Raw genomic sequence first — 12970 nt, forward strand, 5'->3', positions numbered from 1 at the left:
CGTTTCCATGACGGGCCAATAACAGATTGGTGCTTGAATTTAATCAATCGATTGATTAAATCGCTGTCATGACTGTTCGAGAACAACCGGAGGGCCGACAGCAGGCGACGCGCGACGCGCTGATCGCGGCGGCGATGCGGCTGTTCGGCGGCCAGGGTTTCAACGGCACCTCGATCCGCCAGATCGCTGGCGAGGCGGGCACGAATTCGGCGTCCATCGCCTATCACTTCGGCGGCAAGGACGGGCTGCGAGTGGCCTGCGCCCAGACCATCGCGACCCGGATGTCGGCGGTGCTGGAGCCCGTGCTGACCAATGCCGGCCCCGATCCGGACCCGCAGACGGCCGCACGCACGCTTGAGCAACTGGCCGCGACGATGGCGCAATTCATCCTGGTGCGGCCGGAGGCCGAGAATATCGCGCCCTTCATGCTGCGCGAGGTCGCCGAAGCCGGCGCGGTGCTGGAAATCATGCTGGAGAAGGTGATCGGGCCGATGCACGGCCGGGTCTGTCAGCTGTGGGCGGTGGCGACCGGTCAGCCGGCGGAAAGCGACGAAAGCCGGCTTACCGTGTTCACGATGATCGGCCAGATCCTCTATTTCCGCATCGGTCGCGAGGTCGTCAAATGCCGCATGGGCTGGGAGAGGATCGGGTCTGCAGAGGCCGACACGATCACCGCGACGATCGCGCGCAATGTCCGCGCCATCATCGCCGCCGAAAGGAGCGCCCAATGATCGCCGAAATCGTCTGCGCCATCCCGCTTGTCGCCAGCCTGTTTGGCGCCTGCGCGCCACCGCCGCTCGCCGTCGGCTATGTGGAAGGCGAGTATGTGCTGATCGCGCCGGTGGAGACGGCGCAGATTGTGTCGCTCGGCGTGGCGCGCGGCGACCGGGTCGAACCGGGACAGATGCTGGTTGAACTCGAGCAGCGCGACGCGGAAATCGCCGTGGCACAGGCGCGGGCGACGCTTGCCCAGGCCGAGAGCCGGCTCGGCGACCTGCGGCTCGGCAGGCGGCCGGAGGAGATCGACGTGATCGCGGCGACGCTGCATTCGGCGCGCGCCCAGGCCGAAGAGGCCGGGCGGGTGGTCGAAAGGCAGGAGGATCTGGTCGCCAAGGGCATCGCGCCGCAATCGGTGCTGGACGATGCGCGCACCGCGCGCGACATGGCGCTGGCCGCCGTCGAGCAGGCGGAAGCCAATCTGGCAGTCGCCAAGCTGCCGGCGCGCGACGATCAGATCGCCGCAGCCGAGGCCTCGGTGGCCGAAGCCGCGGCGGCATTGGAGAGCGCGGAGTGGCGGCTCGGCAAGCGCATGCTGAGCGCCCCGTCCGACGGGGTCGTCGCCGACATCATCCGCAATCCCGGCGAACTGGCCGGCCCGCAGGCACCGGTGCTGTCGGTGTTGCCGGACGGCGCGGTCAAGTTACGGCTCTACGTTCCGGAAACCTCGCTCGGCAGCATCGAAGCCGGCACGTCGCTGTCGTTTCGCTGCGACGGATGCGACGACGGCATGACCGCGACGGTGACCTATGTGGCCGATGAACCCGAATTCACGCCGCCGGTCATCTACTCGCTGGAAAGCCGACAGAAGCTGGTGTGGCTGGTCGAGGCCAGACCGGACGCCTCGGCAGCGCGGCTGAAGCCGGGCCAGATCGTCGATGCCGAACTGCCGGAGCCGGAAAGCGAGGCGCGACGGCCATGAGCGCGATCGAGGTTCGCGACCTGGTCAAGACTTTCGGCACCAATACCGTGGTCGACCATGTGTCGATGAAGGTGGCGGCCGGCGAGATCGCCGGCTTTCTGGGACCGAACGGCTCGGGCAAGACGACGACCATCCGGGTGATGTGCGGCCTCTTGACCGCCGACGGCGGCGAAGGGCGCGTTCTGGGTTACGACATCCGCAGCGAGGCGCTGAAGATCAAGCGTGAAGTCGGCTACATGACGCAGAAATTCTCGTTCTACGAAGACCTGTCGATCGAGGAGAATCTGATCTTCGTCGCCCGGCTCTACGGCATGCGGCCGGCGCGCCAGCATGTGCGCGACACGCTGGAGGATCTCGGGCTCTATTCGCGCCGCCGGCAACTGGCGGGCACGCTGTCAGGCGGCTGGAAACAGCGGCTGGCGCTGGCTGCCTGCATCATGCACAAGCCGAAGCTGCTGCTGCTCGACGAACCGACGGCGGGGGTCGACCCGAAGGCGCGGCGCGAGTTCTGGGACGAGATTCACGCGCGGGCGGCGACCGGGCTGACGGTGCTCGTTTCGACCCACTACATGGACGAGGCCGAGCGCTGCCACCGCATCCACTACATCTCCTATGGCAAGCTGATCGCCAGCGGCACAGTCGACGAGGTGGTCGCCAATGCCGATTTGACCACCTTCATCATGGATCAGGGCGACACCGCGTCGGCGGCGCGGATGCTGGAGGGCATGGCCGGGATCGACCAGATCGCCCCCTTCGGCAACACGCTGCATATCGTCGGTCGCGACCGGGCCGCGCTGGCGGCGTCGGTCGCCGAGGTGTCTACCAGAACCGGCATCGAGGCGCGCGAGGGCACCACCAGCCTGGAGGACGTGTTCATCCAGTTCATGGGCGATGCGCAGGACAACATGCAATGAACGCGTTCTTCTCGTTTCGCCGGCTGTGGGCGCTGCTCGCCAAGGAATTCATCCAGATGCGGCGCGACCGCGTCACCTTCGCGATGATGCTCGGCATTCCGCTGATCCAGCTGGTGCTGTTCGGCTTTGCCATCAACAGCGACCCGAAAGGGCTGCCGGCGGCGCTGGTGACGACCAGCCAGGACCGCTACACGCGGGCCATGGTCTCGGCGATGGAGGCGACCGGCTACTATCGTTTCGACCATGTGGCGGCGAGCGCCGCCGAAGCGGAAGCGCTGATGGCGGCGGGCACCGTCTCGTTCATCGTCACCATACCATCGGACTTCGCGCGCCGCGTGCTGCGCGGCGATCATCCGCAAATCCTGATCGAGGCGGACGCGACCGACCCGTCGGTCGCCTCCGGTGCGATCTCGACGCTGGGCACGGTCGCCGCACAGGCGTTGTTGCGCGAGCAGGGCGCGGAGGCGCAGGCGGCGCGAGAGCAGGCCAATGCGCTGCAGGTGGTGGTGCACCGGCGATACAACCCGGAAGGCATCACCCAGTACAACATCGTGCCTGGGCTGCTGGGTGTGATCCTGCAAATGACCATGACCATGATGACGGCGATGGCGCTGACCCGCGAAAGCGAGCGCGGCACGATGGAAAACCTGCTCGCCATGCCGGCAAGCCCGATGGAAATCATGCTCGGCAAGGTCCTGCCGTATCTGGCAGTGGGCGCGGTGCAGGTCGTCGTCGTGTTGAGCGCGGCGAAGCTGCTGTTCGGCGTGCCATTCTCCGGCCCGATGCCGCTGCTGCTGACCGGGGTGATGATTTTCGTCTTCGCGCTGGTGCTGCTCGGCTACACGATCTCGACGGCGGCGCGCACGCAGATGCAGGCGATGCAGCTGACGTTTTTCTTTTTCCTGCCGTCGCTTCTCTTGTCCGGCTTCATGTTTCCCTATCGCGGCATGCCGGGCTGGGCGCAGGTGCTGGGCGAGATCTTCCCGCTGACGCATTTCCTGCGCGTGGTGAGAGCGATCATGCTGAAAGGCGCGGACTATCCCGCAGTGGCGACCGAAATGTCGGTCCTCGTGCTGTTCGTGTTCGCCTATGCGGCCATCGCGCTCAGGCGCTTCCGCCGCACGCTCGACTAGATGTGGAGCCTCAACAGCTAGCTCTCGGCCGCCGCGGCGGCATTCCAGAGCGCGATGAAGCGGGATTTGACCAAGTCCTTCGGATCGCGCAGCAGATCGGCGGCGATGGTCCGGAACTCCTCGCGCAGGCGGGCGGATTCCTTGGCGATGACCGCCCGCACCACCGCGATCTCACGTGCATTGCCGACCTCGCCCGGCGCCGCGTCGATCAGGTCGCCAAGAACGGAAAGATCATGGTCCTCGCCGAGAGCCTCGCCCGCGCGGTCGGCGACGGCGGCGCGCAACCGCATCTGGCCCGGCCAGACCTCGCGCAGCAGGTTTGAGTGCATCCAGTGATACTTGATGCGCTTGCGCAGATCGTGCCAGTCCTCGTCGATGCCGGACTGTTCGGCGGCCTCAAAAGACGTGCAGGCGCGGCCATAGGTCTTGGCGAAACCGGCGGCCAGCAGCTTGGCGCTCTTGTTCGGCCCTTTCGGCAGGGAGAGCGATGCCAACGCGGCCGTTCCGGCGCGGCATTCGGCGATCGCGTCGGCAATCTTTTCGTCCAGCCCGGTCTCGCTAGCGGCGATGGTGTCGCGGCGCTCGGCCAAGCGGTGGCGAACCGCGAGCAGAACCGCCAGATCGTCGGCCGGTTGCGCGGTGCCGTAGAGCCGGTCCATGGTTTCGACCAGGGCGGTGGCATCGCGCACGACGGACAGCGTGCCGGCCGTGTCGCGCAGGCGGGCATTCTCGGCCAGACAGAATTCCGGGTCGCCGGCGCGCACGAGGCGCAGCAGGCCGCGCAGTCGCTTGAAGCGCTTGCGGGCGTCGTGGATCGCCTCGTGGCGGCCGCCGCGTTCAGTTTTGAGGATGTCGATTGCCTTGCCATACTGGGCCTGCGCGATCCGCGCGACCTCTCCGGTAAGATCGAGACCCGGCCGGATCCGGTAACTCAAACAAACGCCCTTTTTTCTTGCCGGTCTTCCAACGCACCGTCGGGCATGCCGTGAACCGCGAGGACGGCGTTGCTCCATGCCTTGTCGCCGGTGATCTCCGGGCCGATCCAGTCTGGCAAGGGCGGATCATCGGTTTCCGAAACCATCTCGACCTCGGCAGTCACCAGACCGGCATGGGCGCCTTCATAAACATCGACCTCCCAGACATAGCCGGCATGGGGAATGGTATAGCGGGTCTTTGCGATCACGCGGCCCTTGCAGCACTCCATCATTTCCCGCGCATCGGACAGGGGAACGGAATACTCGAACTCATCGCGGGCAAGGCGCGCAGCGCCGGACTTGATGGTCAATGTCGCCCATGCATCGTCGACGATGCGCACGCGCAACGAGACGTCACCATCGAGCGCCATATAGCCTTGGAGAATGCCGCGCATCCCGTCGCAGCCATTGCGCCATGTGTCGTTCGCGATCAGGAACTTGCGTTCGATTTCCTTTGCCATGGGCGGCAATCTTCCCGAAACATGACGTTTTTGCAACGATCAGCACAGTAAAAAAACATAGCGCTTGAATGCAAAGGATATATGTCTATTTTAGAATCATTCTAAAGTGAAAGACATGATCCATGCTGCATCGTTTCCTTCTCGGCACCCGGCGCGAGTTCAACACCCTGAGCGAGCAAGAGATTCTGGCGTTGGCGATCTCTTCCGAGGAGGACGATGCCCGCATCTACCTGGCCTATGCAGACGGACTGCGCGAGGCGTTTCCGCAATCGGCGAAAATTTTCGAAGCCATGGCCGAAGAAGAAAACGGCCACCGTGCGCGCCTGATCGACCTGCACAAGCAGCGCTTCGGCGACCGCATTCCGCTAATCCGACGCGAACACGTAAGCGGCTACTACGAGCGCCGGCCGGACTGGCTGGTGCGGCCGCTCGGTATCGAGAAGGTGCGTGCCCAGGCCGCAGAGATGGAGGCGCAGGCCTACCGGTTCTACCTGCGCGCCGCGCAGCAATGCGAGGACGCCGACACGCGCAAGCTGCTCGGCGAACTGGCGCTGGCCGAAAGCGGCCATGAGGCGACCGCCGCCGCGCTGGAGGAAGAGCATCTGCCCGAAGACGCCCGGCAGGCCGAGGACAGCGCCGAGCGGCGGCAGTTCATCCTGACCTATGTGCAGCCGGGACTGGCCGGCCTGATGGACGGATCGGTGTCAACGCTGGCGCCGATCTTCGCCACGGCATTTGCGACGCAGGACACCTGGACGACGTTTCTCGTCGGGCTGGCCGCCTCGATCGGCGCCGGCATCTCGATGGGCTTTACCGAGGTGGCGTCCGACGATGGGGTGATTTCGGGACGCGGTTCGCCGATCAAGCGCGGGCTTGCAACCGGCATCATGACGACTATCGGCGGCCTCGGTCACGCCCTGCCCTATCTGATCCCGCATTTCTGGACAGCGACGATGATCGCCATGGTCATCGTGGTGGTCGAACTGTTCGCGATCACCTGGATCCAGAACCGCTACATGGAAACTCCGTGGAGCCGGGCGATGTTCCAGGTCGTCTTGGGCGGCGCGCTGGTGTTTGCGGCCGGCATGCTGATCGGCAACGCCTAGAGCGGGCCGACTATCCCTTAGGACAGGCAACACTACACCTTTCGCTTGCGCGCCTATGCAGCGGGCGAACCGCTCTGCCCGTCTTTTCCCGCAAATGGGCTTCCGCTCGGGCAAATGCCGGGACTTTGGCGATACGAAAACGCGCATGAAACCCGGCGTTTCCTGCCGGGCCAGTGTTCAATCGGGGAGTGCCCTGGCATGCGCGCAGATCAAACCAAACCGGGCAACAGCAACCGCCTGTTCGACAAAATCGGATCGCGGGCCAACCGTTTCGACCAGATCCGGCTGAGCCTCGCCCTGCTCGTGGTGCTTGGCCACAGCTGGTATCTGTCAGCCGGTCCGGACGCGCATGTGCCACTGGAAGGCCTGACCCTGATGGGCTTCCACCAGTATTCGGTGTTCCTGTTCTTTTTCATTCCCGGTTTCCTGGTCACCGAAAGCGCGCGACGGCGCCAAGGCGACATGGCGGGTTTCGTGCTGGCGCGGATGCTGCGCATCTTCCCGGCTCTGATCGTTTGCGCGGTCCTGACGCCTGTCGTGCTGATCGGGTTCGGCGCATGGGAGAACGCCAGTGCCTCGGACGCGCTGCGCTATGCGTTTCGCCTGATCGGCCTGATTGCCATCGAGTTCAATGTCGATGGCGCTTTCGCCAACCTGCCGTTCGCCAACAGCGTCAACGGCTCTGTGTGGTCGCTGCGCCATGAGGTCGGCGTCTATGCCCTGCTCGCCATATTCGCGGCCACCGGCATGTTCTTCACGCACCGGATCATGCTGGCGCTGTTTGCAGGCACGGTGATCGCCATTGCGGCATTCGGCCATGCCCTGGCCGGCAAGGTCGACGGCGGCCCGCTGTTTCTGGTGTTCGAGACGCGCTACGTGATCGTCGCCTTCCTGATCGGTGTCTTGGCGCACCGCGCTGCCGGCCTGATCCGCCTGAGCTGGCCGGCCGCCCTCGGCCTGCTGGCCGCCGCGCTCGCCGCCGGCCAGATCCTGCCGGAGGCGATCGGCATCTACGCCATCGGCACGGCCTTTTCTTATCTGGTGCTGTGCGCCGCCTATCTCGGCCGCGACCCGGCGGGCCTGAAACACGATGTCAGCTATGGCGTCTACATCTATGGCTGGCCGGTTCAGCAGCTCGCCGTGATGACCCACATCGCCGCCTACGGCGTGGCACCCGGGCCGTTGATGGTCTTCCTGCTCTCCGCGCCGCTGCTGGTGGCGATCGGAACCGTGTCCTGGCTGTTGATCGAAAAGCCGGCGCTCGGGTTGCAGAAGACGCTGCGCCGCATGCCGCGCGGCGGGCGCAATCCGGTCGGCGCAATGGCGGGCACGAAGTGAACGAATTGTCTGAAACCACCGGCGGCATGTGCCGGAATACACATCGGAGAGACCGAACCATGGCTATCGCGAAACAGAACGAGACCTGGGCGGCCCGCCCCCTTAAAGAGGACACGGAATCCATGAGACTGCTCAAGCTGTTCAGCCAAGCGGTCGCCACGATCGCCAACGTGGCCGGACCGAGCTACCAGCCGGAACTGCACTACATGCGCGGTCCTGGCCCGGCCTGCGCGCGGCGCGAAGCGAAGGGCTGATCAATCGCCGGCATTCAGGCGATGCAATCTAACCCGGACACGCCCTAGCGCACCGAACCGACGACAGTGCGGTCGGGCATCTCGATCGATACCCAGTGACCGGAGTGGCGCGCCGACTGGCGCTTGAGGAAGGTGTACTCCGTGTCCTTCCACAGCATCACTTTCGACGACAGATTGTCGAGAATGAAGTCGCCTTCGCTGGTGCGCACCGTCAGCACGGCATGGCCTTCGCCATCCGGCTTGCGGACCACGGTGATCAACAGGCTCGATTCCGGCAGGCCGGCCTTGATCAGCAGGCGGCGCTTTAGAAGCACGTAGTCCTCGCAGTCACCGGCGCCGTCCGGATATGTCCAGACCTCTTCCTTGCCGTAGATGGCAAGATCGCTCTCCGGCTCGATGACCATGTTAACGCGCGAATTGACGAACAGGATCGTCGCCCAGATGTCAGCGGTCAGCGCGACGGAGGGCGTGGAGCGCGAGCGCACCATGCACTCGTCGCGATAGATCCGGCAGAATTCGTAGTGACCAATCGGCTGCGATGTCATCGCGCCGGTCTTCATCGCGCTTGCAGAAACGGCCGGCGACGCCGCCAGCCCGAAACCCGCCACAAGCACTGCAACTCCCGCTACCCTGACCAACGCAACACTCCCGACACACGCGAAACGGTTAACAACAGGTTAACGTCAGGAGGGCCCGCGGACAATGCGCGACTATTGACGAGTTGGTGATATGGTTACCGCGGGGCGCGGTTTTCCACTGCCAACGGCCACATGCGCGGGTTGTGGCAGGCAAGAAAAAAGGGCCGGAAGAACCGGCCCGTTTTGAAACACAAGAAGGTAACGCCCGTCAGGCGGCCGGCTTGCGGCGGCCTTTCGCCTTGGCGAAGGTGGAGCGCGCCTTCATGAAATCGAGCATGCGCGGCGCGATCTCGCGGCGGAAGCGCGAACCGTTGAAGACGCCGTAGTGGCCAACGCGCGGCTGTTCGTGATGGGCCTTCATGGCCTCCGGGATCGACGTGCAGATATCGTGCGCGCTGCGTGTCTGGCCGCGGCCGGTGATGTCGTCGTTCTCGCCCTCGATGGTCAGCATCGCGACGCGGCGGATGGCCGTCGGATCGACGGGCTCGCCACGATGCATCAGCGTGCCGTTGGGCAGCGCGTGCTTGATGAATACCGTGTCGACGGTCTGCAGGTAGAACTCCGCGGTCAGGTCCATGACCGCCAGATACTCGTCGTAGAAGTCGCGGTGTTTTTCCGCCGAGTCGCCATCGTCGCGGACCAGATGCATGAAAAAGTCCTTCTGCGCGATCAGGTGCCGGTCGAGGTTCATGGTCATGAAGCCGGTCAGCTGCAGGAAGCCCGGATAGACCTTGCGCATGAAACCCGGATTCGGGAACGGAACCTGCATGACGACATTGCGCTCGAACCACGCAATGTCCTTTTCCTCGGCCAGGCGATTGACGGCGGTCGGGTTGCAGCGGGTGTCGATCGGCCCGCCCATCAGCGTCATCGTCAGCGGCACGTTGGGATCGTCGCGGCCCTCCATCAGGGCGACAGCGGCGAGCACCGGAACCGAGGGCTGGCAGACGCCGACGATATGCGTCTGAGGCCCGAGCAGATGCAGCATCTCGATCACATAGTCGATGTAGTCATCGAGGTCGAAAGAGCCGTCGCTGAGCGGCACATGGCGCGCATCGACCCAGTCGGTGATGTAGACATCGGCTTCCGGGAGAAAGCGCTCGACCGTGCCGCGCAGCAAGGTTGCGTAGTGGCCGGACATCGGCGCCACCAAGAGCACCTTGGGATCGTCCGGGCGCGGCTCGTCCAGATCGCGCGCGAAATGGATCAGGTTGCAGAAGGGCTTCGACCAGACCACCGTCTCGCGGACATCGACCGTCTTTCCGTCGATCTCGGTCTGCGGAAGATCGAAGGACGGTTTGCCATAACGGCGCGTGGCGCGTTCGAAGACCTCGCACCAAGCCGCTGCCGTGCGCCCGGCGCGCGTGTTGGCAATCGGATTGAGCGGATTGCGATAGAACAGGCGCGTGGCGTCCACGGCGGCGCGCCACGGCTGCATCATCGCATGATTCATCTCGTAGAGGTGGTAGAACATCGGTCTTTGTCCCTCTCCTTGGCAATGCCGATCTTTCGGCGACCGGTCTCCCCCAGCCGGGTCACGAAGGTTAACATTAATATAGTGCATCGCAACAACGATGTTTGTATCCGAAATGTCACTTTGCCGGGAGAACCCGACTCGGGCCTACAACTTTCGGTGCATAAACACCCGATCCAGCAGGCTGGCGCCATCGGGAACCTCGTTTTCGACGCGGCGGCGAATCGCTGGCTCGGCGCGTTCGAGAGGTACGATCTCGTAGCCGCAACGCGCATAGAATGGCGCGTTGAAAGGCACATCGCGGAATGTCGACAGGCCGACGGAAGCAAATCCGCGCGCGCCTGCCAGTTCGCCGATTGCGGCGACAAGCGCGCGTCCGATACCGCGGCGGCCGAACTCGGGATCAACGGAAAGCTCGTTTAGCCAGAACATGCCGGCAAAGGGTTCGGCGACCGCAAATCCAAGCGGCAGATCGTCCTTGCCGGCTGCGACCAGGCAGTCGCCCGCCCGGACGAAGGCAGCAAAGTCCGCCATCGGCCAGGGTTCGAGCCCCAGTTGCGGGAAACCGAACGACGCGAGAAGGCGGCTGGCGCGTGCCTCGATGTCATTGAGATGCGGGATATCGGCTTCCGCCACCCGGCGGATCGAAAATCCGTCCGGCAGGCGGGGGCGAGGCATCGTCAGGCCCCTTCGACCACCAGCAATTCGCCATCGGAGCATTCCTGGCGAATTCTGCGCGCGGCCGTGTAGGCCGGCGAATTGTAACAGGCGAGCGCCTTTTCGTAGCTTTCGAACTCGATGACGACATTGCGCGGACGGCCTTCGCCCTCGAGCGGCGTATTCTTGCCGCCGCGCACCAGAAAGATGGCGCCGAACTCCTGATAGGCCGGCGTGGCGGTGGCGATGTAGTCCTTGTAACGCTCGGCGTCATGCACCGTAACGCGGGCGATCCAGTACCCCTTGGCCATGTCTCTCTCCTGAATGGGCTTTACTTCGCGCCGGCGATCTCATCCAGGATCGCCTCTGCGGCGGCCTTGGGATCGCTTACGGCGGTGATCGGGCGGCCGACAACGAGATGCGACGCCCCTGCGGAGATCGCCTCGGCTGGCGTGACGACGCGCTTCTGGTCAGAGCCCGCGGACCCGACGGGACGAATGCCCGGCGTGACCACGGCCATGTCGGGACCGACGATTTCGCGCGCCGCTTCGGCCTCGATCGCCGAACACACAATGCCGCCCATGCCGGCCTCGTGGGCGAGACGCGCCCGCTTGAGGACCAGCGTGACGACGCTGTCGTGATAGCCGGCGTCGGACAGGTCATGATCGTCCATCGAGGTCAGGACCGTGACGCCGAGCAGGCGGAGATCCGAACCCTTCGCTGCTTCAGCGGCGGCGGCAAGCGCCTTGGGATAGGCATGGACCGTCAACATGTGGACGCCCATCCGGGCGACGTTTTCGACACCGCGTGCGACCGTGTTGTCGATGTCGAGCAGCTTCATGTCGAGAAAGACGCGCTTGCCTGCGCCGACCAGCTCGCGGGCGAAATCGAGACCGCCGGCAAAGGCGAGCTGATAACCGACCTTGTAGAAGTCGACGGTATCGCCCAGCGTCTCGACCATCCGGGCGGCGGCGGCCACATCGGGCACATCCAGGCCGACGATGAGATTGTTGCGGGCTTCGTCCACCGACATTAGCTGGCCTCCGAATCGTTGTGCGTCACATCGCATGACGCTGCGGTGACCGCAAGGGGCGAGCCGGCTTATCCCGCCCGGCCCGGCGTGCTGTGCCGCAGCAAGGCGCGGCAGGTCGCCTCAAGCCGCTTTGCCTGGCGCTCATCGACCGGCAGGCCATCCTCGCCAAAGGCGGTCTTTGCGCCGCTGATCGAGCACTGCTCGGTGATGATCTGCGTGCCGACATTCATCAGCACCGAGCGCAGGTGATACAGCCCCCGAATGCCGCCCAATGCGCCATTTGAAGCGGCGCCGATGGCAACGGTGAGACCGTCATAGGGGCGGATTTCGCGCGTACCGTCCGTCTTGGTCAGGCTGACCCAATCCAGTACGTTCTTCAGCAGCGGCGGGATCGAGGAGTTGTATTCCGGCGACGCGATAAATGCCGCATCATGGGCTGCGAACAGGCGCGCCAGCTTGACCGCGTTTTCGGGAAGACCTTCCCGGTTCTTTAGGTCCTCGTCGAGGATCGGCAGGGGATAATCCGCAAGCGCGATCAGCGTTACCTCGGCCTCCATCTGCGCAAGCGTTTTCATCGCTGCCTCGGCAAGCTGCCGGTTGAACGAGCCCGACCTGTTCGATCCGGCGAAGACGAGAACCTTGGGTGTCATGGATTGTCCTGTGCGCTGCGGTTTGATGACCGCCTCCAGATGGGGCAGGCGCAAGGCGTTGTCAAAGTCAGGCGCGACGGTAGGTCCAGACGCGGGCCGGCGGCACATTCTTCAGGTTCCAGGACGACTTGGAAACCCGCACATCGCCACCTGGCACGCCGACCGGCGCGGTGACGCCGTAGGAAAACTGCACGAAGGGACGCCCCTGCGGCAGCAGGTCGAGCACCTGACGCAACAGGGATTCACGCATCGGCTTGGGAAAGTTCAAAAGCGGCAGACCGGAAATCACCGTGTCGAAACGGTCCGGGGCATCGTCGCCCAGCGTGGCGCGAATGTCGAAGGCGTCGCCCTGGTGCAACCGGACCTCCGGGTGGCTGGCGCGCAGCAGGCGGCAGAAGCGCTCGTTCGCCTCGATCGCGTAGAGCCGCTCGTCCGGCAACCCCGTCGCCAGGATGGCGTCGGTGATCGCTCCGGTGCCGGGGCCCAGCTCCAGCACCGGCAGGCCGGAGCCCGTGTCGATATGAGCGGCCATGGTGTCGGCGGTACGGCGCGAGGTCGGCGCGACAGCGCCGGTGGCGCGCGGCGCAAGCAAAAGCGATCCGAAAAACCTGATTTGCCCGGCGAGGCCAGCCCCGCTCG

General features: G+C 64.7%; 16 protein-coding genes. 7 read left to right on the top strand and 9 right to left on the bottom strand.

What is annotated here, in order from left to right; genetic code table 11:
• Window positions 1-68: 68 nt before the first annotated feature.
• Genes ACO06R_RS00515 through ACO06R_RS00530 form a run of 4 tightly spaced genes read left to right on the top strand, consistent with a single transcriptional unit; the run spans window position 69 to window position 3746 of the window.
• Entirely contained in the window at window positions 69-731 is a 663-nt protein-coding gene (locus tag ACO06R_RS00515) for a CerR family C-terminal domain-containing protein (protein ID WP_421854609.1), read from the top strand.
• On the top strand, window positions 728-1699 hold the full coding sequence (locus tag ACO06R_RS00520; protein ID WP_421854612.1) for an HlyD family secretion protein: 972 nt from the start codon (window positions 728-730) through the stop codon (window positions 1697-1699). The genes ACO06R_RS00515 and ACO06R_RS00520 overlap by 4 nt, the downstream gene beginning before the upstream one ends.
• The gene (locus ACO06R_RS00525) at window positions 1696-2613 is read left to right on the top strand and encodes an ABC transporter ATP-binding protein (protein ID WP_421854615.1); all 918 of its coding nucleotides are present in this window, start codon (window positions 1696-1698) and stop codon (window positions 2611-2613) included. Before ACO06R_RS00520 ends, ACO06R_RS00525 begins: the two co-directional genes overlap by 4 nt.
• Entirely contained in the window at window positions 2610-3746 is a 1137-nt protein-coding gene (locus ACO06R_RS00530) for an ABC transporter permease (protein WP_421854618.1), read from the top strand. Before ACO06R_RS00525 ends, ACO06R_RS00530 begins: the two co-directional genes overlap by 4 nt.
• A 17-nt stretch (window positions 3747-3763) precedes the next feature.
• Here the strand turns inward: ACO06R_RS00530 and ACO06R_RS00535 are convergent, their stop codons facing one another.
• On the bottom strand, window positions 3764-4681 hold the full coding sequence (locus tag ACO06R_RS00535; RefSeq protein ID WP_421854621.1) for a CHAD domain-containing protein: 918 nt from the start codon (window positions 4679-4681) through the stop codon (window positions 3764-3766).
• The gene (locus tag ACO06R_RS00540; protein WP_421854624.1) at window positions 4678-5181 is read right to left on the bottom strand and encodes a CYTH domain-containing protein; all 504 of its coding nucleotides are present in this window, start codon (window positions 5179-5181) and stop codon (window positions 4678-4680) included. Before ACO06R_RS00540 ends, ACO06R_RS00535 begins: the two co-directional genes overlap by 4 nt.
• Window positions 5182-5303: 122 nt before the next feature.
• On the opposite strand from ACO06R_RS00540, the gene mbfA reads away from it, so the two are divergent.
• The 3 genes from mbfA to ACO06R_RS00555 all read left to right on the top strand — a co-directional run bounded on the left by mbfA (window position 5304) and on the right by ACO06R_RS00555 (window position 7879).
• Window positions 5304-6287 carry an iron exporter MbfA gene (gene mbfA / locus ACO06R_RS00545; RefSeq protein ID WP_421854627.1) on the top strand — a complete coding sequence of 328 codons (984 nt, stop codon included), beginning with the start codon at window positions 5304-5306 and terminating at the stop codon, window positions 6285-6287.
• 198 nt (window positions 6288-6485) lie between these two features.
• A complete protein-coding gene (locus tag ACO06R_RS00550) occupies window positions 6486-7625 on the top strand; it encodes an acyltransferase family protein (RefSeq protein ID WP_421854630.1) in 1140 nt (379 codons plus the stop codon).
• Window positions 7626-7684: 59 nt separating this feature from the next.
• Complete coding sequence (locus ACO06R_RS00555) at window positions 7685-7879, top strand: hypothetical protein (protein ID WP_421854633.1); 195 nt, start codon at window positions 7685-7687, stop codon at window positions 7877-7879.
• Window positions 7880-7923: 44 nt separating this feature from the next.
• Here the strand turns inward: ACO06R_RS00555 and ACO06R_RS00560 are convergent, their stop codons facing one another.
• The 7 genes from ACO06R_RS00560 to ACO06R_RS00590 form a co-directional block, all read right to left on the bottom strand.
• On the bottom strand, window positions 7924-8439 hold the full coding sequence (locus ACO06R_RS00560; RefSeq protein ID WP_421859141.1) for a transglutaminase-like cysteine peptidase: 516 nt from the start codon (window positions 8437-8439) through the stop codon (window positions 7924-7926).
• A gap of 286 nt (window positions 8440-8725) precedes the next feature.
• A complete protein-coding gene (locus ACO06R_RS00565; RefSeq protein WP_421854636.1) occupies window positions 8726-9991 on the bottom strand; it encodes a polyhydroxyalkanoate depolymerase in 1266 nt (421 codons plus the stop codon).
• 147 nt (window positions 9992-10138) lie between these two features.
• Complete coding sequence (locus ACO06R_RS00570) at window positions 10139-10669, bottom strand: GNAT family N-acetyltransferase (RefSeq protein WP_421854639.1); 531 nt, start codon at window positions 10667-10669, stop codon at window positions 10139-10141.
• A gap of 2 nt (window positions 10670-10671) precedes the next feature.
• Window positions 10672-10959 (bottom strand): DUF1330 domain-containing protein, encoded by a 288-nt coding sequence (locus ACO06R_RS00575; RefSeq protein WP_421854642.1) that lies wholly within the window; start codon window positions 10957-10959, stop codon window positions 10672-10674.
• Between the two features lie 20 nt (window positions 10960-10979).
• Entirely contained in the window at window positions 10980-11681 is a 702-nt protein-coding gene (pyrF, locus tag ACO06R_RS00580; protein WP_421854645.1) for an orotidine-5'-phosphate decarboxylase, read from the bottom strand.
• Window positions 11682-11749: 68 nt separating this feature from the next.
• Window positions 11750-12331 carry an NADPH-dependent FMN reductase gene (locus ACO06R_RS00585; protein ID WP_421854648.1) on the bottom strand — a complete coding sequence of 194 codons (582 nt, stop codon included), beginning with the start codon at window positions 12329-12331 and terminating at the stop codon, window positions 11750-11752.
• 67 nt (window positions 12332-12398) lie between these two features.
• Window positions 12399-12923: a class I SAM-dependent methyltransferase gene (locus tag ACO06R_RS00590; RefSeq protein ID WP_421854650.1), complete on the bottom strand. Its 525-nt coding sequence runs from the start codon at window positions 12921-12923 to the stop codon at window positions 12399-12401.
• Window positions 12924-12970 lie beyond the last annotated feature (47 nt).

It is taken from the genome of Oricola sp. (assembly GCF_965230365.1).
In the GTDB taxonomy this organism is placed as follows: Bacteria; Pseudomonadota; Alphaproteobacteria; order Rhizobiales; family Rhizobiaceae; genus Oricola.